Source organism: Chitinophaga eiseniae (assembly GCF_900167135.1).
Lineage (GTDB): Bacteria > Bacteroidota > Bacteroidia > Chitinophagales > Chitinophagaceae > Chitinophaga > Chitinophaga eiseniae.
Window position 1 is genome coordinate 487,201 of record NZ_FUWZ01000005.1, and the last position, 19,040, is coordinate 506,240.

Sequence of the window (19,040 nt, forward strand, 5' to 3'; positions counted from 1 at the left end):
CGTTATATAAAAGGAGCTCGACTAAACGCTCAACTAAAAAAACAAAACCCCGCGACTAGCGCGAGGTTTGCAAGTTGTCTGTGATCCCGCTGGGACTCGAACCCAGGGCCCATACATTAAAAGTGTATTGCTCTACCAACTGAGCTACGGAATCGTTTTCAATTGATTGGAGCGCGAAGGTATATAATTATTCCATACTTCCAAAAAAATATTTTACGGAATAAACAATCTATCCCCGAAACTATCGCCGATAGTGGCTTTCAGCTTTTCTTTTGTCAAGTAACAATGATTGATAGCCTCCATATGTACGGCGGTTACGCGGGTGTTTGCAGGGTGTTGCAGCACCTGCAGTACATCTTCTGCTGTCATGGTAATGGGATCGCCGGTAAGGAACTGTGCGGCGCCGGCGTTAACGATGGTGTCGGTAGGTTGGTACTGGTCCAGCGTAGCTTTTACTTCGTCGCACCAGATGGTGTCGCCGGCGATGTAGAGGCGGTCGGCGCCTTCTTCCAGTACGAAGCCGGATACGGGCGCCATCAGTTTACCGATATCGCCGGTACCGTGTTGTCCACCGGTGCGGGATATACGAATTCCTTCCCAGGTGGTGGTGTCGTGAACGGGGATCAGTTGTGTAAAGCCTTGTGCGGTGAGTTTTTCCACATCTTCCGGCTGGCAGAACAGCGGCAGGTGTTTAGGCACCAGCTGTTGCGCGGCCACGTCCCAGTGGTCACGGTGAAGATGGGTGACGATCACCGCATCGATGGTGTCCAGCAGCGCTGCCAGTTCGGTATGGCTGAGCGGCAGGTCGATGAGAGGGTTACGGCGGGTGTTGGCGGCGTTGGGCACTGTATCGAGCGCGTCTTTGTGGCTGAGCATCGGGTCGACCAGGATCTTATGTGTACCCCATGCTATCACTACGGTAGCGTGGCGGAGAAAATGAATATGCATGACAGTGAAAATTTGCAACAAATATAGCGCAAAAAATAGTCCGTGCCTGCTAAGCACGGACCTGTTGTCATATAACGCTAATGAATAAACGCTTATGCCTTCCGCAGTTTTACCGACTGCACAAAATGATGATGTCCTTTTTCCAGGATCAGGCTGGCGCGGTAGCGGGTGGGAGCGATGTTATGCTCCAGGTTGGGTTTGTTGATGTCTTCCCATATTTGCGTGGCCAGTTCCACGGTGGCGGTATCTGACAGGTGGGCGTAGCGGTGGAAGAAAGACTCGGGGTTCTGGAAGGCGGTGGCCCGTAAGGACTCAAACCGGGAGATGTACCACTTACGGATATCTTTTTCTGCGGCATCTACATAAATGGAGAAATCGAAGAAATCAGACACGAAGATGGCCGGGTCTTTCTGTTGCTGGCGCGGTCGTACCTGCAGCACGTTCACGCCTTCTACGATCACGATGTCGGGTTGTTCTATCCACTGCAGCTGGCCGGGGAGCACGTCATATTCCAGGTGGGAATAGAGCGGCGCAGCCACGCGTTCTTTACCGGATTTTACATCGGCGAGGAAATGGATCAGCCTTTTGATATCATAACTTTCAGGGAAACCTTTGCGGTTCATGATATTATTGGCTTCCAGCGTTTTGTTGGGATACAGGAACCCGTCAGTGGTGACGAGGTCCACCCGCGGATGATCAGGCCATGCCTGCAACAGCCGTTGCAATACCCTGGCGGTGGTGCTTTTGCCCACGGCCACGCTGCCCGCGATGCCGATGATATAGGGCACTTTCAGCACCTGGCTGCCAAGGAAGCTGCTGGTGGCTTTATGCAACGCCTGTGAGGATTTTACGTATAAGTTGAGCAGGTGGGCCAGCGGCAGGTATATCTGGGTGATTTCTTCCTGCGTAAGCGGTTCGTTCATACCGTGGAGCTGTTCCAGGTCGTAGTAGTCCTGCAGCTGGAGCAGCGCGTCACCGCTTGTCTCTGCCCATTCCTCACGGGAGAAAGTGATATAGGGAGTATATCGTTCTCGTTTAAGGGACGTGGTCATTTTACAGTTATTGTTGTATATAAACAGTCTTGATGTTCAAAAATTCGTGTGTGCCTTCCAGTGACAGCTCCCGGCCATAGCCCGATTGTTTCACGCCGCCAAAAGGCAGGCGGGCATCGGAGCGCACCATGGCGTTGATAAATACGTTGCCGCTTTCTATCCGTGAGGAGAGGCGGGCGGCTTTATCCAGGTCGCTGGTCCAGAGCGCGGAGCCAAGGCCGAAATCGGTCTCGTTGGCCAGCGCAATGGCCTCGTCTTCGTCGGCCGCTTCAATGATCACCGCCAGCGGGCCGAAGGTCTCTTCCCGGAAAGCAGTCATATCGCTGGTGACACCTGTCAGCAGCGTGGGGGCAAAGTTACATCCTTCATAGGTGCCGCCCAATTCCAGTTTGGCGCCCTGGCGGATGGTGTCCTGCAGTTGTTTGCCCAGTTCCTCCGCCAGGTCCGGGCGGGCCATGGGCCCCATGTTGGTGCTCTCCAGCATAGGATCGCCCTGCTGAAGATGCTCCAGCAGCCGGCGCACTTCCGCGGTAAACGCAGGCACGATCTCTTTCTCTACGATCCAGCGTTTGGCGGCGATGCAGGACTGCCCTGCATTCTGCATACGTCCCTGTACGGCCGTCCGCGCAGCGGCTTCCAGGTCGGCATCTTTCAACACGATGAACGGATCACTGCCTCCCAGCTCCAATACTGTTTTCTTCAGGTATTTGCCTGCCAGTGCGGCCACGCTTTTGCCGGCAGGGGTGCTGCCGGTCAGCGTTACGCCCTGTACCCGCGGATCGGCTACTATCGGCTCCAGGTCTTTGGAGGATACGAGCAGCGACTGAAAAACACCCTCGGGAAATCCTGATTCCATAAACACTTTCTCGATGGCCAGTGAACAGCCGCTCACATTGCTGGCATGTTTCAGCAACCCGGTATTGCCGGCTAATATATTGGGGATGGCAAAACGGAAAACCTGCCAGTAGGGGAAATTCCAGGGCATGATCGCCAGGATGATGCCCTTCGGCTCATAACTGACGTAACTCTTATAGGCGTCGGAGGGTATAGGCCGCGGCTGTAATATTTCAGTGATGTTTTCGGCGAAGTATTCGGCGGTGGAAGCACATTTCAGCACTTCGGCGCGGGCTTCCTTCAGCGTTTTGCCCATCTCTTGCGTGATCAGCGTAGCATGTGTTTCCACGTTCTCCTTCAGTGAACGGGCAACCTGCATCATCCATTCCCGGCGCTGTTCCAGCGGTACCTGCAACAACGTACGGTAGGCCTTTTCTCCTGTCAGTAGCTTCTGTTCGATTTCCGCTTTGGTGTGCGGCTTGTATTCAGCAATGGTCTTCTGTGTAAACGGATGGATACTTGTAAACATAGCTGTAACCTTTTTGCCCGTAAGCAGTGAAATAATCACAAATTTAGCCATTTCATATTAAACAGACTTTCGGGCAAGGATGAACGGAGAACTGTATCTTTGCACCTCCAAAAGACAGGTTTTATGGCATTAAGCAGATGGAATATCATGATCATGGCCTTGTGTACAGGCCTGATCGTCGCTAATATTTATTACAGCCAGCCGCTGCTGGTATTGATGAGCCAGGAATTCGGCGTGTCTGAAGCCAATGCCGGGCAGGTCACTTTTCTCACACAGGTAGGCTATGCGCTGGGGCTCCTCTTCTGCGTACCCCTGGGTGACAAGCTCGAGCGTAAAGGGCAGATCATTGCCATGACCGCCACAGCGGTAGCAGCCCTCGCCGCGGCAGGTTTCTCCCAAAACATCCTGATGTTGAAAATCACCGGCCTCCTGATCGGCTTCACGTCGGTAGTACCCCAGCTTATCCTCCCGCTGGCGGCACACCTGACAGATGCGGCCAACCGCGGAAAAGTGATCGGTACCATTATGAGCGGTCTGCTGGTCGGTATTCTCCTGTCCCGCACCCTGAGCGGCGTAGTAGGCCACCACTGGGGCTGGCGCGCCATGTTCTTCATCGCGGCAGGCATCAGCGCATTACTGGTGGTCATTATGGTCTTCTCCTTTCCACAAAGCAAACCACAGTTCACCGGTAGCTACGGCGATCTGATGAAATCCCTGTTTACACTGGCAAAAGAGCAACCGATGCTGCGAGAAGCATCCGCTATCAACGCCTGCTGTTTTGCGATGTTCGGCATGTTCTGGACCACCGTTGTGTTCCTGTTGTCTGAGCCACCCTTCCGGTATACGAGCGAACAGATAGGCCTTATGGGCCTTGCCGCCGCCGCCGGCGCACTGGGGGCGCCGCTGATCGGACGCATCGCCGATAAAAAGAACCCGCGCATCGCCATCGGGTACGGTATCATCTTCCTGCTCGCCGGTTATGCGATGTTTTATGTCTTCCAGGCAAACATCATCGGGATCATCGTCGGCATCATCGCGATAGACCTGGGCTTACAGGGCATCCATGTGTCCAATCAGACACGCATATACGCACTGGTGCCGGAAGCGCGTAACCGGTTGAATACCGTGTTTATGACGACCAGCTTTATCGGTACTTCCCTCGGCTCCGGAATAGGACTGTGGGTATGGTCTGTCGGCAAGTGGAACGGGGTATGTCTTGCAGGCACGTTGTTGATACTCGCTGCGCTGGCGATTTACCTGGCGACCTATAAAAAGAAATAAATTCTATAATATTGACAGGAAACTGTTTAAAAGGGAAAGCCCAAAGCAACTGCTTCGGGCTTTCCCTTTGTAGGATATCGCTAAGAATAATCGTGAAAAACTATTCTACACGCGTAATTTTCAGCATGTTGGTCGGCAGGTGCAGTTTCACCGGCGTGCTGCCGGTGTTTACGGCCACGTCGCCCACTTTGATGAAACCTCTTTCTTTCAGGATATTGATCTGATCGAATACGATATCATCGAGGCTTTCTTCTTCTTCGTAGTAGAAGGCGCGTACACCCCAGCTGAGGCTCAGCTGGTTCACCAGCGTTCTTTCTTTGGTGAATACATACAGCGGAGAGCGCGGACGGTAGCTGCTCAGCATAAAGCCGGTATAGCCGCTCTGGGTCATGCCGATGAGGGCATCTGCATCCAGGTCTTCCGCGATTTTACAAGCGTTGTAGCAGAGCGCGTCGCTGAGGAAAGTAGGGGAGTGGCGGTGAGGGATCAGGTTACGGTTGTAAATGATCGCTTCTTTTTCCACTTCCATAATGATTTTGTTCATGGTCTGGATCACCAGTTCCGGGAACTGACCGGTAGCGGTTTCACCACTGAGCATCACGGCGTCGGAGCCTTCCAGTACGGCATTGGCCACGTCGGTGATTTCAGAACGGTTCGGACGGGTACGGTCTATCATGCTCTCCATCATCTGCGTAGCCACGATCACAGGCTTCGCACGGTGGATACATTTACGGATAATATCTTTCTGGATCATCGGGATCTGCTCTACCGGCAGCTCCACGCCGAGGTCGCCACGGGCAATCATAACGCCGTCACTTTCCCAGATGATTTCTTTCAGGTTCTGGATCGCTTCCGGTTTTTCGATCTTGGAGATCACTTTGATCTTGGAGTTCCTTGCTTCCAGGCGCTTGCGCAGATCAGCCAGGTCTTTTACGCTGCGTACGAAAGACAGGGCCACCCAGTCCAGCTCCTGGTCAATGATGAATTCCAGGTCCACGATGTCTTTCTCTGTCAGCGCAGGTAAGGATACCTTGGTGTCTGGCAGGTTAAAACCTTTTTTGGAAGACAGTACGCCGGGTAAGCTTACTTCTGCTTTGATTTCACCGGTAGCAGGCAACAGCTCTTTTACTACGGTTTCGATTTTACCATCGTCCAGCAGGATTTTCTGGCCAATGCGAAGATCTTTATACAGGTCAGGGTAAGAAACATAGATTTTCTCCATGTTGCCCACCACTTTTTCGTTTACAAAGGTGAGGATATCCCCTTTTTTCAGCGGCAGGGCGTTATTTTCAATTTCACCTACGCGGAGTTTCGGTCCCTGAAGGTCTCCAAGCATGGCTACGTTGTAAGGTTCGGTTTTGTTGATCTGACGGATGTATTCAATGATCCGCAGTTTATCTTCATGCGAGCCGTGGGAGAAATTGAGGCGGAATACGTTCACGCCCGCTTTCACCAGTGCCAGCAGCTGTTCATAGGTATCACAGGCCGGGCCAACAGTGGCCACGATTTTCGTTTTGCGGGAAGAGTGTGCTCTGCCGGCAGCGTTGTCCATCTGCTTGTGATAGTATTTCGATAGATCCTTTGTACTCATAAGTCTTATTTTTTAACTCGCAAGAATTTTAACAATCTTAAACCATTCGGGGTCAATTTCCTGTTTTGCTTTAACGGCTTTGTCCAGGGGGGTATAATGGATCTTGTCGTTTACGATCCCGATCATCACATTGTGAATACCTTCGAGGAGGGCGTCTACAGCGGCATAGCCCATACGGCTGGCCAGGATACGGTCGGTACAGGTGGGAGAACCTCCCCTTTGGATATGCCCGAGGATACATACTCTGGTATCCAGTTGCGGACAACTTTCTTTAATACGGCGTGCTACTTCATTGGCGCCTCCGGTTTCATCCCCTTCGGCTACCACGATCAGATTAACCAGTTTCTTGCGGCGCTCATTAGCCTGCAATTCTTCGATAATGTCGTGTAATTCGGTTTTGCGTTCCGGCATCATAATATGCTCGGCACCAGTGGCGATACCGCTGTGCAATGCGATGTAACCGGCGTCACGGCCCATTACCTCGATCACAAACAGCCGGTCATGCGCGTCTGCAGTGTCCCTGATTTTGTCAATGGCCTCGATCGCAGTGTTAACCGCCGTGTCAAAACCAATGGTGAAGTCAGTACCCGCAATGTCCTTGTCAATAGTACCAGGCAAGCCTATACACGGAATGTCAAATTCCTGGCTGAACTTCTGCGCCCCATTGAACGAACCATCTCCCCCGATCACTACCAACCCGTCAATGTTGTGCTTCTTCAGATTTTCATAAGCCTTTTTTCGCCCTTCATATTCATAGAACTCTTTGCACCGGGCGGTCTTTAAGATGGTGCCTCCACGTTGAATAATGTTGGCTACTGATTTGGACTCCATCGGGAAAATCTCATTCTTCAAAATTCCCCTATATCCATACATGACGCCGAACACATTCAGCTGATGATAAATGCCCGTTCTTACCACCGCACGAACGGCTGCGTTCATGCCCGGGGCATCTCCGCCGGAGGTAAGGACTGCAATGTTGTTCAATTTTTTCATATAAATTGCTAAAAAAATATCTTAAAGGCGCACAAAAATAACATTTTGCAATTGTTTTCTAACAGTTATCTTATGAATTAACCTAAATATTTAATTTTAATCAAACAAAGTAGCTAATTTTTTTAAAAAATATAGGCATGTTGAAAAAGACTAATAAGAGTTGGTTGATATTAGGCATGAGCTTAATGACTTTGGAAGGTATGGCACAACAAAAAAACTGGCAATATCCGGTTGCCAAAAAAACAGACACCGTAGATAATTACCACGGGACCCGCATCCCCGATCCCTATCGCTGGCTCGAAGACGACCACAGCACCGAAACAAAAGCCTGGGTAGACGCCGAAAACAAGGTAACACAGGATTACCTCGCTACCATCCCTTTCCGCGCGTCCGTTAAAAAAAGACTGGAAGAACTATGGAACTACCCCAAAACAGGGGCCCCCGTTAAACACGGTAACTATTATTACTTCTTTAAAAATGACGGCCTCCAGAACCAGTCCGTACTGTACCGCAGCGCCACCCCCGACGGTACCCCGGAGGTATTTATAGATCCTAACAAACTGTCAGCCGCCGGCACCACCGCCCTGGGGACCCTCGCCTTCTCTAAAGATGGTAAATACGCGGCTTACCTGATCGCAAAAGCAGGGTCCGACTGGCAGGAAGGTTATGTAATGGACGTGGCCACCCGCCAGCTGCTCTCCGATAAACTGGAATGGATCAAATTCAGCGGCATCAGCTGGAGAGGCGATGGCTTCTACTATAGCCGTTACGACAAACCGGACGAACAAAACAAACTGTCCGGAAAGAACGAATTCCAAAAGGTATATTTTCACAAAATCGGTCAGCCGCAGGAACAGGATGAACTGATATATATGGATAAAGACCATCCGCTCCGCAACGCTGGCGTCAGCGTAACGGAAGATGAACGTTTCCTTATCCTCTCCACAACAGAAGGCACCTCCGGCAGGGAACTGTGGTTCCGCGATATGCAAAACCCGGAGCAGAAAGATTTCTCCCTGCTGGTGAAAGGGTTCTCCTACGAACCAGCTGTTATAGACAATGCCGGCGACAAACTGCTGCTGCTCACCAACCACGAGGCGCCCAATTATAAGATCGTCCTGGTAGATCCGGCCAACCCGGCGGAAACCAACTGGAAAGTGATCGTGCCGGAAAAGAAAGAAGTGCTGCAAAATGTAGGCAACGCCGGCGGCAAACTGTTCCTTTCTTACCTGAAAGATGCCTCTACCCGCGTATATCAATATGATTATACCGGCCGCCCCGAACATGAAGTCCAACTGCCGGGCATCGGTACCGCGGGTGGCTTCGACGGTAAAAAAGAAGACCAGGAGCTGTTCTACGCTTACACCTCTTTTGTGGCGCCACCCACCATTTACCGCTATGATATCAAATCCGGCAAAACTACCCTATTCAACAAAGCAGCGGTGAAATTTAATCCGGACGAATATGAAACCAAACAGGTTTTCTTTACCAGTAAAGACGGTACCAAAGTGCCCATGTTCCTGTCCTCCAAAAAAGGCATGAAAAATAATGGCAATAACCCCGTACTGATCTACGGTTACGGTGGTTTCAACATCGCACAGACACCCGGTTTCAGCGTGTCCAACCTCTACTTCATGGAACAGGGCGGTACCTATGCGGTAGTAGCACTGCGCGGGGGCAGCGAATACGGAGAGGCATGGCATAAAGCCGGTATGAAGGAAAAGAAACAAAATGTGTTCGATGACTTCATCGGCGCCGCTGAATACCTCGTGAAAACAAAGTATACCAATCCTTCTAAAATAGCTATCCGCGGCGGCTCCAACGGCGGCCTGCTGGTAGGCGCCTGCATGACGCAACGCCCCGATCTCTTCAAAGTGGCGCTGCCGGCAGTAGGCGTAATGGATATGCTGCGCTTCCAGAAATTCACCATCGGCTGGGCCTGGGCGGTGGAATATGGCAGCAGCGACAACGCAGAAGATTTTAAATACCTGCTGAAATACTCTCCGCTGCATAACCTGAAACCGGGCGTCTCTTATCCGGCCACCATGGTGACTACCGCCGATCATGACGACCGTGTGGTGCCGGCGCACTCTTTTAAGTTCGCCGCCACGCTGCAGGCCTGCAATGCCGGCCCCAACCCGGTGCTGATCCGCATCGAAACACAGGCGGGACATGGCGCAGGAAAACCTACGTCCAAACTGATCGATGAGGCGACAGACATATGGTCTTTCACCATGTATAACCTGGGCATGTAAATCAATTACGAGTTACGAATTACGAATTACGAATTCAGGGCTGCCTTACGGAGCGGTTGCTTAAATAGCCCTCCATTAAAAGCCCCCCAATTCGTAATTCGTAATTCGTAATTCGTAATTCGTAATTCGTAATTCGTAATTCGTAATTCGTAATTGTTTTCTTATCTTTAAAGACAGCGTACTAATATGGCATTATGAAGGTATTAATTACAGGTAGCAATGGACTGCTGGGTCAACACCTGATTTCGGTATTCGTCCAAAACAAGACATACGATGTAATAGCCACCGGCAGAGGTGCTAACCGTTCCCCTCAACGCGACCATTACATTTACGAAGCGGTAAACCTGCGGGATGCCGGCAGCGTGCAGCAGCTGGTACAGAAACATCAGCCCGACCTGATCATCCACAGCGGGGCCATGTCCCAGGTGGACGACTGCGAAAAAAATAAAGACGCCTGCTGGGATACGAACGTCGGCGCTACGCGCTACCTCGTGAACGCAGCGGAAAAAATAAACGCCTCCTTTATTTTCCTCTCGACTGACTTTGTATTTGATGGGCTCAACGGCCCTTATGACGAAGAGGCGCCGGTCAACCCCATCAATTATTACGGCACCAGTAAAGCAGCGGCGGAGAGACTGGTGCGTAACAGCAAGCTGTCATGGGCCATCGTGCGTACCGTGCTGGTATATGGCGTCTCCAACGATCCGCATCGCAGCAACATGATCACATGGGTGAAAAATAATCTCCAGCAGGGTAAAAAGATAAAAGTGGTAGACGACCAGTGGCGTACGCCTACCCTGTGCCAGGACCTGGCGGAAGGATGCCTGTTACTGGCAGAGAAGAAAGCTACCGGTATGTTCAATATCTCCGGCAGCGAAGTCCTGACACCCTATGATATGGCCATTAAAACGGCCGAATACTTCCAGCTGGATACCAGCCTGATCGAAAAGATCAGCTCCAGAAGCCTTTCCCAGCCTGCCGCCCGCCCGGCCAAAACCGGCCTGGTCATCGATAAGGCGATCAATGAACTGGGATATAAGCCACATTCTTTTGCGGAAGGGCTGGATATCGTAGCCGCGGAAATCAAATAAGCATCAATACTCCAGGTAGGCCTTATTGATACCGTATTTACTTCTTTTAGCCTGTAATTCACTCGTGGTATCTATCGGTAAAGACGTTACCGGTACCGCTACTTTATAGCGATTGCCCCGTTGGATCATCACCACAGGCTGTTCCCAGGCCTGTCGTTTGGCGGTCTTCTTAGCGGCTGTCAGGCTGTCGGGGAATTCTTCCAGCACAATAAAATAAGAGATGGAGTCCGGCGCAGCAGGCGTTGCAGCCAGACTACTGTCGGGCATGGCCTGCTGTGTTGTGTCTGCTGTTACCGGCGCTGCAGGGGGGCTGGCGGGCGTATTACCACCCCCCTGACGGCCAATATACCACCAGGCAGCCAGGCCGCCCAGTAAAATCAAGGCGCCGGCCACGGCCCACCACCATTTGAAAATACTGCCTTCCGTCACTGCTTCCAGCGTGTTTTCCTCTTCTTCCGTCATAACCGGCTCTACAGGAGCGGAAACCGGCGGTACAGGCGGCTCTTCCGCCATAGGAGTTGTGGCCGGCGGGGTAAACGGCGCAGCAGGTTCCTGCCGCTGTATGGGCGTGATCGGCAGATCGGCAGGGTCTACCGGCAGCTCTTCGGCATGAAAATGCAGATTGCCGGCAAAATCGCCCTGTAACTTGCCAATACCCGGCAGCTCCAGCGCCTGCCCCGGTTGCAGGGCCTCCTTAAACTCTTCGATGTACTTCTCCAGCTTCCGCTGGGCTACAGCAGGGACCAGGTTCTCCTTCAGGGCTATCCATTCCAGGCAGGAGCCGTCGTCCTGCCACGACTGGGTGAAAACCACCTGGTCGCGCGGAGGCAGCAACGTTTGTGCGCCGGCGTTATACCGTGCGGGGAAATGCTGGATGGAGAACGTACCGATGTGGGGAACAACGCAAATCCGCTGCCTGAACAATACTTCCTGGATATATTGCTGTAGTGTCAACATGAAGAGGTGTTTGTGGTTAATATTCCTATGAAATCACAAAGCAGCAAAGCAGCAAATATCATTCTTTGCGCTTTGCTGCTTCGTGTCTTTGCGTGCAACTAAATTAACTCAAAATCAGAACTTCACCATAATTCCGCCCACGATGTTGAAACCGTAGGTCGGATACAGGTACCAGCGCTGATAATGGGAGTTAAAGATATTGTTGGCGTTCAGCCATACATTGAAGTTTTTGCCGATATCGTAAGAAGCGCCGGCGTTCATGTCCCACGCGCCGCTCGTTTTACCAAAGTCCTTGTTTGGCAGCTGGTAATAACTGCCGCTGAGGGCAAACAGGTCGGCATTCAGGTGCAGCTTCTTTGCCAGCGTATACTGCACAAACAGGTCGCCCTGGAAAGGAGGCAGGTGCCACGGTTTCACTTCCGTCTCCTGTTTGTTGTAATTGTACCAGTCGAAAGTTACCCTTGCCTGGAATTTTTCTTCTTCAATATACCCTACTTCCGCATGCAGCTGGAAAGCGCGTAACTGCTCTTCGTTGCGGGTAGTGAAATATTTCATGTCTGTGGCGTCGTTGACGAACAGGGGCATGTTGTACCAGGTTACAGCCGCAAACTTGGTGTTGTAGTTGAAGTGGCCGCCCAGCGTACCTTTGATACCGGTATATTTCTCTTCCACGCGGGTGTTGAGGATACCATCCACCAGGCCGTTGAGGAACGGGTTTTTGTTGGCCAGGTTGCGGTAAGAGTTCTTATCGAAATAGGAAATCCAGCCGCTGCTCAGGATCAGTTTCTTGCGTACCAGGTGCGACTCGTTCACGATGTCGGGCAGCAGATAAAACTTATCATTGGTCCAGGTGGGGTTTACGCCGGCATGCAGCACAAATCCCGGTTTGATGATGTCTACTGCCGGATGGATGGCCACCACATTGTTGTTGATGTTACGGCCGTTGTCCTGTTTGTAGGTAGACAGATCAAAAACGCCTTCGGCTTTGATGTAGATGTCTTCAAACACCTGCTTGCGCACGGGTATCCTGGCGATGAAAGTATTTTCCGTGCGTTTATACGAATCGTTGAAAGCGATGAACTTCACTGTTGGCTGAAACTGAAACGCCCAGTCGTTCTGCGGGCGGTTTTTTAGTCCCACCTGTGCCGTGATAGTGTTAAAAGTCTGCGCGATATCTTTTTTGTCGTATTTGACGCTGTCGTGGTTGTACCCGTAGTAGTGGATGGTGTTGCGGTCGTAGCCAAGGCTTGCGTCCATCTGGAGGCCGGGCAGCAGGTACGAACCGGAAGCCAGCGCATTGAGGTTGCTGTAGTTCTGGTCGGATATCTCTTTGCCCTGTGAGCTGGTGTAGTTAACAAACAGGCCGTAGTTGTAGAGGTCTTTGCGGCCGCTGCCGAAGCCTGCCTGCACATACGGCGTTTTATAGTTGCCGTAACCGAGTTTGACAAAATTGTTTTGCAACAGCGACAGGGAATCTTTGCCCAATGCCAGTGGTTTTAGTGGGGCGGCCTGGTACATGAAGTTCAGGTTCAGGGCCGGCACCTGGTATTTTAACATGGGCCTGCTGGTGTCCACTCCCGGCAGGGAGGCGGTCAGGTTCAGTTTATAGGCGTCGCGGAGTTTAGGCTGATTGGTGGAAATGATATCGATCGTTTCCTGTTTCAGCGGCTCCTGTGCCCATGCCTGCTGCTGATGAAGGATGCCTGCGAGGCACATGCCTGCTATGGTAAAAGCGCGTTTGCGATGTATGTTGAGAATATTCATGCTGTCGTAATCTTAAAATTTCAAAATTTGAAAATTTGAAAATTTCCAAATGGCTACTGTTTCTTAGGTTTTTTTCCGGCTGCTTTTTCTGCTGCTTCCGCTTTGGCGAATTTTTCCTTTGCTTCGGCTTTCAGCTCCGGAATGGGGCAGTTTTCAGCGATGCTCTGGAAAGTGGCTTTGGCGTTGAAGTAGTCCTGCTGACGGAAATACACGTCACCCAGCAGGATATATGATTTGGCCACCCACACATCGTAGGAAGGCGTGTTTTTGATCACGTCGAAGCCGGCTTTTTCAGCGGCTGCCAGATCGTTTTGCTGCAGGTAACAGTCGGCCATATCGTAACGGGCTTCGGCGCCTGTTTCGGATTTGGTCATGCCGGCCACTGTTTTAAATTCAGCCAGTGCGTTGGCGTATTGTTTCGCTTCTTTTTGCGCTTTACCCAGGTAGAAGTGGGCGATGATCTGATCGTCGGTACTGATATTGGCGGTAGACAGCAGCATTTCGGCGTAGTTGCCTACTTCGTCCCAGTGTTTCAGCTGGTAGTTGCTGCGCAGCAGGCCGCGGGTGGCTGCCAGGCTGTTCTCTTTGCTGGTGGCCAGGTCCTGCAGCTGCAGGTAGTAGCTGCGCGCCTTATCGTAACTTTTGTTCTGGTAGAAATTAATGTTGGCCGCCTGCAGGGCTGAACGCTCGGCGTACAGGCTGTTGTTGCGGGACAACACAAATTCATAAGCCGGCAACGCGCCTGCGTAATCTTTGTTGTTATAAGAGCATTCGGCTTTATAGAAATGGGCGGGCAGAATAAACTGGCCGTTGGGATATTTCTGGATATAGCTGTCGAAAGCGGTGATAGCGCCGGAGCAGTCGTTGTTCGTAAAACGGGCTTCTGCGGCGGCGTAAGCGAGCGAATCTTCTGCGGTGGCAGTCACGGTGCGGCCGCTGGCTTTCAGGAATGCGAGATAGTCGTCCGTTTTACCCTGACTAACATAGATAGATTTAATGCTTTGCAGCGCTTCATTGCTTTCCGGGGAGCCGGGGAACTTCTCCACCACCTGGCGATAGTAAGCGAGGGCTTTGCTTTCGTTGTCTTTGTTGTAGTAGCAGAGGCCCAGTTTCAGCAGCGAGCGCGGGGCGTTGGCGCCGTTGGGTTGTTTCTGCAGTACGTTTTCCAGGTAGGGGATCGCTTCGTTGTATTTCTCCTGGGAGAGATAGGTGTTGGCGATTTCCATGTCTGTCTGGTTGCTGAAGTCGGAAGACGGGAACTTGTTGCCCAGTTGTTTCAGCAGGGCCAGTTTATCGGCCTGTTTACCCTGAAGGCCGAGGATAATGGCTTTCTGGTAAATAGCATAATCGGCGCCCGGTTCATTGTTGCTGATGATGCGGTCGTACAGCGAAAGCGCTTTCGGAAACTGGCGCAGCATATAGTAACAGTCGGCGGCGCGCAGGGCGGCGTCGGTGGAAATCCTGGTGGCGTTAGGACCGCTGGCGCGTTGTGCTGTTTCGAAATGAGGCAGCGCTTCGGCGTATTTGTCCTGTTTGAGCAGGCTGTAGCCGAGGTTGTAGCTGGCGGTCTGCGGGTTGGCTTCGCCGGATACCGGCGGGGTGCCGCCCAGATAGGCGTTCAGGTTAGTGATCGCCTTGTCTGTTTTATTCTGGCGCAGGGCTATTTCTGCTTTCCAGAACTGGGCCAGCTGTTTGGTTTGCGCGTCGTAAGGGTTGTTGATGGCGATATCGAGCAGACGGTCGGCTTCTGCCAGCTGCTGATCGTTGATCAGCTCGGTAGCCCTGCCGTAGGCGATCTTCTGATAGGCTTTGAGTACGGCCGGGTTTTTATCGGGGATCTGTTCGATGGTGGCCAGGCCGTCGCGGTAGTTGTTGGTGTTCATAAAGAGGCTCACGAGGACTTCGCGGGCTTCTTTGTTATAGGGCGACTGCGGGTAGTTTTTAACGAACTGCGTCAGCTCGTTGAGCGCAGCGTCCTGGTAGCCCAGCTCATAGGAGAGTTTGCCGTAGTTGAAACGGGAAATTTCCTGTTGCTGTGCGTTGGAGCTGTTGTTGGCGCAGAAGGCGAAGGCATTGCGGGCGTTGGCTTTCTGGCCGGTGCGCAGGTAGCAGTCTCCCAGCAGGTACATGGAATTCTGTCCCAGGGAGTCTTTGGCGCTGCTGAGTTGTTTGAAGCCGGTGATGGCTTTGTTGAGATTGCCGGTCTGATAGTAGGAATAAGACAGCTGGTAGATGTCTTCATTACGTACTTCGTCGGCATTATCCTGGAATTCCTGCAACAGGGGCAGGGCTTTTTTATAGTCTTTACGTTCGAAGTAGGCTTTACCGAGCAGTTGTTTCATCTCTGCTTCGTAGTACTGGCCGCCTTGCCGGAGCAGGGGCTCCGTGTAGGAGATCAGCTGGTCGTGTTTGCCCTGGAAGTAGTAGATCTCAGCAATGTAGTAAGGTACGATGTTTTTGTACTTGGGATCTTCCACTACTTTCTGGAAGCTGCTGAGCGCATCGCCGTACTGATGGTTGTAGTAGGAGATGAAGCCGTGGTAGTAGTTGGCCGGCACGTAGTATTTGCCCTGTACTTCCCGGATGCTGGCAAACAGCGGCTGTGCTTTCTGGAAATCCTTGACGTTGAAGTAACAGTAGGCCAGCTCAAATTTGGCTTCGGCTATTTCCTCATTGGAGAGGTTGTCGATGCTGGCTTTTTCGTACAGCGGGATGGCGTCTTTGAACCTGTTCTGGTGGAAATAATATTTTCCCAGCTGATAGCTCACCAGCTGTTCGCGGGCGTTGTTGTTGAATATTTTAAGGTATTCCAGCGCTGTTTTTTCTGCGTTGCCCTGTCCCAGTTTAAGCGCGCATACGGTGTAATAATAGTAGGCGTCGGACTTTACCAGGTCGCGGTTGGTTTCATGGAAATAATCGATGTTGTCGATCGTTTGCTTGAAAAGCTGCATGGATACGCTGTACTTTTCCTGCTGGAAGTACTGTTGTGCATCTTTGAACACTTTTTCCGGCTCGGTGTAAATACGCGTTTGCTGCGCGTGGGCAGCGGGCATCCCAGCGATACCTGCGCCGGCGAAAGTCAGCATGGATAAGTACAGATGTCCTGGAATATAAACTTTTCTTATGAACTGCATGCTTTTGCTGTTATATCTTGAATTATGCGTTTAAAACGAATCCCTGCCGGAAATATTTTCCCGCCAGGTATTATACGGAACAGTATCAGGGACACAAACCAGGCAAATATAAAAGTAATATCCTTTCTTTTCTGATCGGTTTTCCAACAATGTGGATAACTCCGGATGTCCGGAAAAGGCTATTGCGCTATATTGCGGCAAATATTTTTATAGCGCAAAAACCTTACCTGTTATGAGAAAACTATTCTCAACCGGCTATACCGGCGGTGCCGTGAGCTTCTCTATGCTGATATTACGACTGATGTTCGGCGGCCTGTTGTTATTGCACGGATGGCCCAAACTGATCAATTTTGCTGCCAAAATGAATACTTTCCCCGATCCTTTGGGGGTAGGGCACAAATTTTCGTTGGGGATGACCGTTTTTGCAGAAGTTTTCTGTTCAATTTTTCTGATGCTCGGATTGTTGACCAGGCTGGCCGCCGTGCCGCTGGTGATCTGCATGTCCGTCATCCTGGGGATGGTGCATAAGGCCGATCTGCTGGCGCTTAATTTTGATAAGATAGAGTTGCCGCTGATGTACCTGACGGCTTTCCTGGTGGTGCTGTTTACCGGTCCGGGCAAGTTCTCTGTTGACGGTGCATTGGGCAAATAACAGCATTTCGGTATTTTTTCATTTTGATATTTTTTTATTTGCAGGCTGCCCAGGTGTTCTTAAATTGGAAAATATCGAAATAACAATATCAAAATAAGAAAATATCAAAATAAAAAAATGGAATCATGTTTAGCAGTATAACGACGATCAGGGTAAGATATGGGGAAACAGACCAGATGGGATATCTCTATTACGGCAATTACGGCCTGTATTATGAAGTAGGCAGGGCGGAAGCCATCCGGGAGCTGGGTTTCAGCTACCGCGAGCTGGAAGAACAGGGCGTGATCATGCCGGTAGCGGAACTGAATGTAAAATACCTGCGGCCGGCCTATTACGACGATTTGATAACGGTGAAGACTATATTAAAAGAGCTGCCGAAAAGCTCACGGATACAGTTTCACAGTGAACTATACAACGAAAAAGGAGAATTGCTGAACGTAGGCGTGACCACCCTGGTGTTCATCGATGTGAAAACCAAACAGAAAGCAGGCCTGCCGGAAGCGCTGAAAGAACGGCTGGAACCATTTTTTAATTAGAAATTACGAATTACGAATTACGAATTGAGGACTTATTATAAGCCTTAGTTCGCAACTATAGCCACATAACAGGCCCTCCATTCGTAATTCGTAATTCGTAACTCGTAATTGTTTATGGGCAAAATAACCGCCAGCATCATTACCATTGGTGATGAACTGCTGATAGGACAAACGATTGATACCAATTCCGCCTGGATGGCGCAGGAACTCAATGCGTTAGGTATCTGGGTGCATCGGCGTGTAGCCATTGGCGATGTGAAGGAAGATATTCTGGCCACCCTGGCCGAAGAAGCCGAAGTGGCTGATATTGTACTGATTACAGGTGGACTGGGGCCTACGGCCGACGATATCACCAAGCCTACCCTCTGTGAGTATTTCCAGACACGGCTGGTGCAGGATGCAGCCACACTGCAGCGGGTGCTTCATATCTTCGAAAGCCGCGGCTTGCCGATACTGGAGCGCAACGTGGCTCAGGCCATGGTGCCGGAATCCTGCACGGTGATCGCCAACGAAAGAGGCACGGCGCCGGGTATGTGGTTCGAAAAAGACGGTAAGATCTATGTGTCTATGCCGGGCGTGCCGCATGAAATGAAAGGTATCATGGAAAGTTACGTGCTGCCGCAGCTGGCGGCACATTTTAATACGCCCGCCGTTGTGCACCGTACGCTCATCACTTCCGGCATGGGAGAGTCTTTTGTGGCGGAACGCATCGCCCCTTTCGAAGCCAAACTGCCCCCGCATATCAAACTGGCCTACCTGCCCAGCTACAGCCTGCTGAAACTGCGACTTACCGCTTTCGGGGCAGACAAGGTCACCACGGCGGCTGAACTGACAGTGTATTTCCATGAACTGGCGGCCCTGTTGCCGGATATCACTGTCACTGATCAGGATATTTCGATCGGGGAGGTGTTGGGGCAACTGCTGAAAGAAAGAGGCCAGACGGTTGGCACCGCGGAAAGTTGTACCGGCGGACAGATATCCACCTGGATCACGGCGGTACCGGGAAGCTCCGCCTATTATAAAGGCAGCGCCATTACCTATGCCAATGAGATGAAAATGAAGTTGTTGGGCGTAAAGGCAGAGACGCTGCAGACTTATGGCGCGGTGAGTGAGGAAACAGTAAAGGAAATGCTGGCCGGCGCGCTACAGCTGCTGGAAACAGATTATGCCATAGCCGTATCCGGCATTATGGGCCCCGATGGCGGTACACCGGAAAAGCCGGTCGGCACCGTATGGGTGGCGGTGGGCAACCGTGAGAAAATGACGACCATCAAATATCACCTGCGGTATGACCGGGAACGGAACACCCAGATGACCGCAGTTTACGCCATGAATGAGCTGCGCAGGCTCATTTTGGAATAAGCCGCAGGGCCTGCTGATTGAATTGATACAATTCCCTTATTTTTGTCCACACTTAAAGCTA

General features: G+C 51.4%; 14 protein-coding genes and 1 tRNA gene. 6 read left to right on the forward strand and 9 right to left on the reverse strand.

Annotation, left to right across the window (positions count from 1 at the left end):
• Positions 1 to 81 precede the first annotated feature (81 nt).
• From B5D63_RS28110 to B5D63_RS28125, 4 genes are all read right to left on the reverse strand, one after another.
• Positions 82 to 154 (reverse strand) — tRNA-Lys (locus tag B5D63_RS28110).
• 59 nt (positions 155 to 213) lie between these two features.
• Positions 214 to 948, reverse strand: a complete 735-nt coding sequence (locus B5D63_RS28115) for an MBL fold metallo-hydrolase (protein ID WP_078672188.1) — start codon at positions 946 to 948, stop codon at positions 214 to 216.
• Positions 949 to 1,040: 92 nt separating this feature from the next.
• Positions 1,041 to 2,000: a type I pantothenate kinase gene (gene coaA, locus B5D63_RS28120; RefSeq protein WP_078672189.1), complete on the reverse strand. Its 960-nt coding sequence runs from the start codon at positions 1,998 to 2,000 to the stop codon at positions 1,041 to 1,043.
• Between the two features lie 7 nt (positions 2,001 to 2,007).
• On the reverse strand, positions 2,008 to 3,363 hold the full coding sequence (locus B5D63_RS28125; RefSeq protein WP_078672370.1) for an NAD-dependent succinate-semialdehyde dehydrogenase: 1,356 nt from the start codon (positions 3,361 to 3,363) through the stop codon (positions 2,008 to 2,010).
• 123 nt (positions 3,364 to 3,486) lie between these two features.
• On the opposite strand from B5D63_RS28125, the gene B5D63_RS28130 reads away from it, so the two are divergent.
• A complete protein-coding gene (locus B5D63_RS28130; RefSeq protein ID WP_078672190.1) occupies positions 3,487 to 4,644 on the forward strand; it encodes an MFS transporter in 1,158 nt (385 codons plus the stop codon).
• Between the two features lie 100 nt (positions 4,645 to 4,744).
• On the opposite strand, the gene pyk is transcribed toward B5D63_RS28130, so the two are convergent.
• Positions 4,745 to 6,235 (reverse strand): pyruvate kinase, encoded by a 1,491-nt coding sequence (pyk, locus tag B5D63_RS28135; RefSeq protein ID WP_078672191.1) that lies wholly within the window; start codon positions 6,233 to 6,235, stop codon positions 4,745 to 4,747.
• Positions 6,236 to 6,247: 12 nt separating this feature from the next.
• Complete coding sequence (gene pfkA, locus B5D63_RS28140; protein WP_078672192.1) at positions 6,248 to 7,228, reverse strand: 6-phosphofructokinase; 981 nt, start codon at positions 7,226 to 7,228, stop codon at positions 6,248 to 6,250.
• A 200-nt stretch (positions 7,229 to 7,428) separates the two neighbouring features.
• On the opposite strand from pfkA, the gene B5D63_RS28145 reads away from it, so the two are divergent.
• Both B5D63_RS28145 and B5D63_RS28150 read left to right on the forward strand, forming a co-directional pair.
• Positions 7,429 to 9,483 (forward strand): prolyl oligopeptidase family serine peptidase, encoded by a 2,055-nt coding sequence (locus tag B5D63_RS28145; protein WP_078672371.1) that lies wholly within the window; start codon positions 7,429 to 7,431, stop codon positions 9,481 to 9,483.
• A gap of 194 nt (positions 9,484 to 9,677) precedes the next feature.
• On the forward strand, positions 9,678 to 10,574 hold the full coding sequence (locus tag B5D63_RS28150; protein WP_078672193.1) for an SDR family oxidoreductase: 897 nt from the start codon (positions 9,678 to 9,680) through the stop codon (positions 10,572 to 10,574).
• 3 nt (positions 10,575 to 10,577) lie between these two features.
• Here B5D63_RS28150 and B5D63_RS28155 read toward each other — a convergent pair whose 3' ends face one another.
• The 3 genes from B5D63_RS28155 to B5D63_RS28165 form a co-directional block, all read right to left on the reverse strand.
• Positions 10,578 to 11,531: an HU domain-containing protein gene (locus tag B5D63_RS28155; RefSeq protein WP_078672194.1), complete on the reverse strand. Its 954-nt coding sequence runs from the start codon at positions 11,529 to 11,531 to the stop codon at positions 10,578 to 10,580.
• A 114-nt stretch (positions 11,532 to 11,645) separates the two neighbouring features.
• The gene (locus B5D63_RS28160) at positions 11,646 to 13,295 is read right to left on the reverse strand and encodes a TonB-dependent receptor (RefSeq protein ID WP_078672195.1); all 1,650 of its coding nucleotides are present in this window, start codon (positions 13,293 to 13,295) and stop codon (positions 11,646 to 11,648) included.
• 53 nt (positions 13,296 to 13,348) lie between these two features.
• Positions 13,349 to 16,429, reverse strand: coding sequence for a tetratricopeptide repeat protein (locus B5D63_RS28165; protein WP_078672196.1), 3,081 nt, complete (start codon positions 16,427 to 16,429; stop codon positions 13,349 to 13,351).
• 232 nt (positions 16,430 to 16,661) lie between these two features.
• On the opposite strand from B5D63_RS28165, the gene B5D63_RS28175 reads away from it, so the two are divergent.
• The 3 genes from B5D63_RS28175 to B5D63_RS28185 all read left to right on the forward strand — a co-directional run bounded on the left by B5D63_RS28175 (position 16,662) and on the right by B5D63_RS28185 (position 18,979).
• Positions 16,662 to 17,081, forward strand: coding sequence for a DoxX family protein (locus tag B5D63_RS28175; protein ID WP_078672198.1), 420 nt, complete (start codon positions 16,662 to 16,664; stop codon positions 17,079 to 17,081).
• Between the two features lie 125 nt (positions 17,082 to 17,206).
• Positions 17,207 to 17,617 carry an acyl-CoA thioesterase gene (locus B5D63_RS28180; protein ID WP_078672199.1) on the forward strand — a complete coding sequence of 137 codons (411 nt, stop codon included), beginning with the start codon at positions 17,207 to 17,209 and terminating at the stop codon, positions 17,615 to 17,617.
• Positions 17,618 to 17,731: 114 nt separating this feature from the next.
• A complete protein-coding gene (locus B5D63_RS28185) occupies positions 17,732 to 18,979 on the forward strand; it encodes a CinA family nicotinamide mononucleotide deamidase-related protein (protein WP_078672200.1) in 1,248 nt (415 codons plus the stop codon).
• The last annotated feature ends 61 nt before the right edge of the window (positions 18,980 to 19,040 follow it).

What these genes read in the sequence shown, in the direction of transcription:
- B5D63_RS28115 (WP_078672188.1), bottom strand. Translation starts at nt 948, where the DNA reads ATGCATATTCATTTTCTCCGCCACGCTACCGTAGTGATAGCATGGGGT.
- coaA (WP_078672189.1), bottom strand. Translation starts at nt 2,000, where the DNA reads ATGACCACGTCCCTTAAACGAGAACGATATACTCCCTATATCACTTTC.
- B5D63_RS28125 (WP_078672370.1), bottom strand. Translation starts at nt 3,363, where the DNA reads ATGTTTACAAGTATCCATCCGTTTACACAGAAGACCATTGCTGAATAC.
- B5D63_RS28130 (WP_078672190.1), top strand. Translation starts at nt 3,487, where the DNA reads ATGGCATTAAGCAGATGGAATATCATGATCATGGCCTTGTGTACAGGC.
- pyk (WP_078672191.1), bottom strand. Translation starts at nt 6,235, where the DNA reads ATGAGTACAAAGGATCTATCGAAATACTATCACAAGCAGATGGACAAC.
- pfkA (WP_078672192.1), bottom strand. Translation starts at nt 7,228, where the DNA reads ATGAAAAAATTGAACAACATTGCAGTCCTTACCTCCGGCGGAGATGCC.
- B5D63_RS28145 (WP_078672371.1), top strand. Translation starts at nt 7,429, where the DNA reads ATGGCACAACAAAAAAACTGGCAATATCCGGTTGCCAAAAAAACAGAC.
- B5D63_RS28150 (WP_078672193.1), top strand. Translation starts at nt 9,678, where the DNA reads ATGAAGGTATTAATTACAGGTAGCAATGGACTGCTGGGTCAACACCTG.
- B5D63_RS28155 (WP_078672194.1), bottom strand. Translation starts at nt 11,531, where the DNA reads ATGTTGACACTACAGCAATATATCCAGGAAGTATTGTTCAGGCAGCGG.
- B5D63_RS28160 (WP_078672195.1), bottom strand. Translation starts at nt 13,295, where the DNA reads ATGAATATTCTCAACATACATCGCAAACGCGCTTTTACCATAGCAGGC.
- B5D63_RS28165 (WP_078672196.1), bottom strand. Translation starts at nt 16,429, where the DNA reads ATGCAGTTCATAAGAAAAGTTTATATTCCAGGACATCTGTACTTATCC.
- B5D63_RS28175 (WP_078672198.1), top strand. Translation starts at nt 16,662, where the DNA reads ATGAGAAAACTATTCTCAACCGGCTATACCGGCGGTGCCGTGAGCTTC.
- B5D63_RS28180 (WP_078672199.1), top strand. Translation starts at nt 17,207, where the DNA reads ATGTTTAGCAGTATAACGACGATCAGGGTAAGATATGGGGAAACAGAC.
- B5D63_RS28185 (WP_078672200.1), top strand. Translation starts at nt 17,732, where the DNA reads ATGGGCAAAATAACCGCCAGCATCATTACCATTGGTGATGAACTGCTG.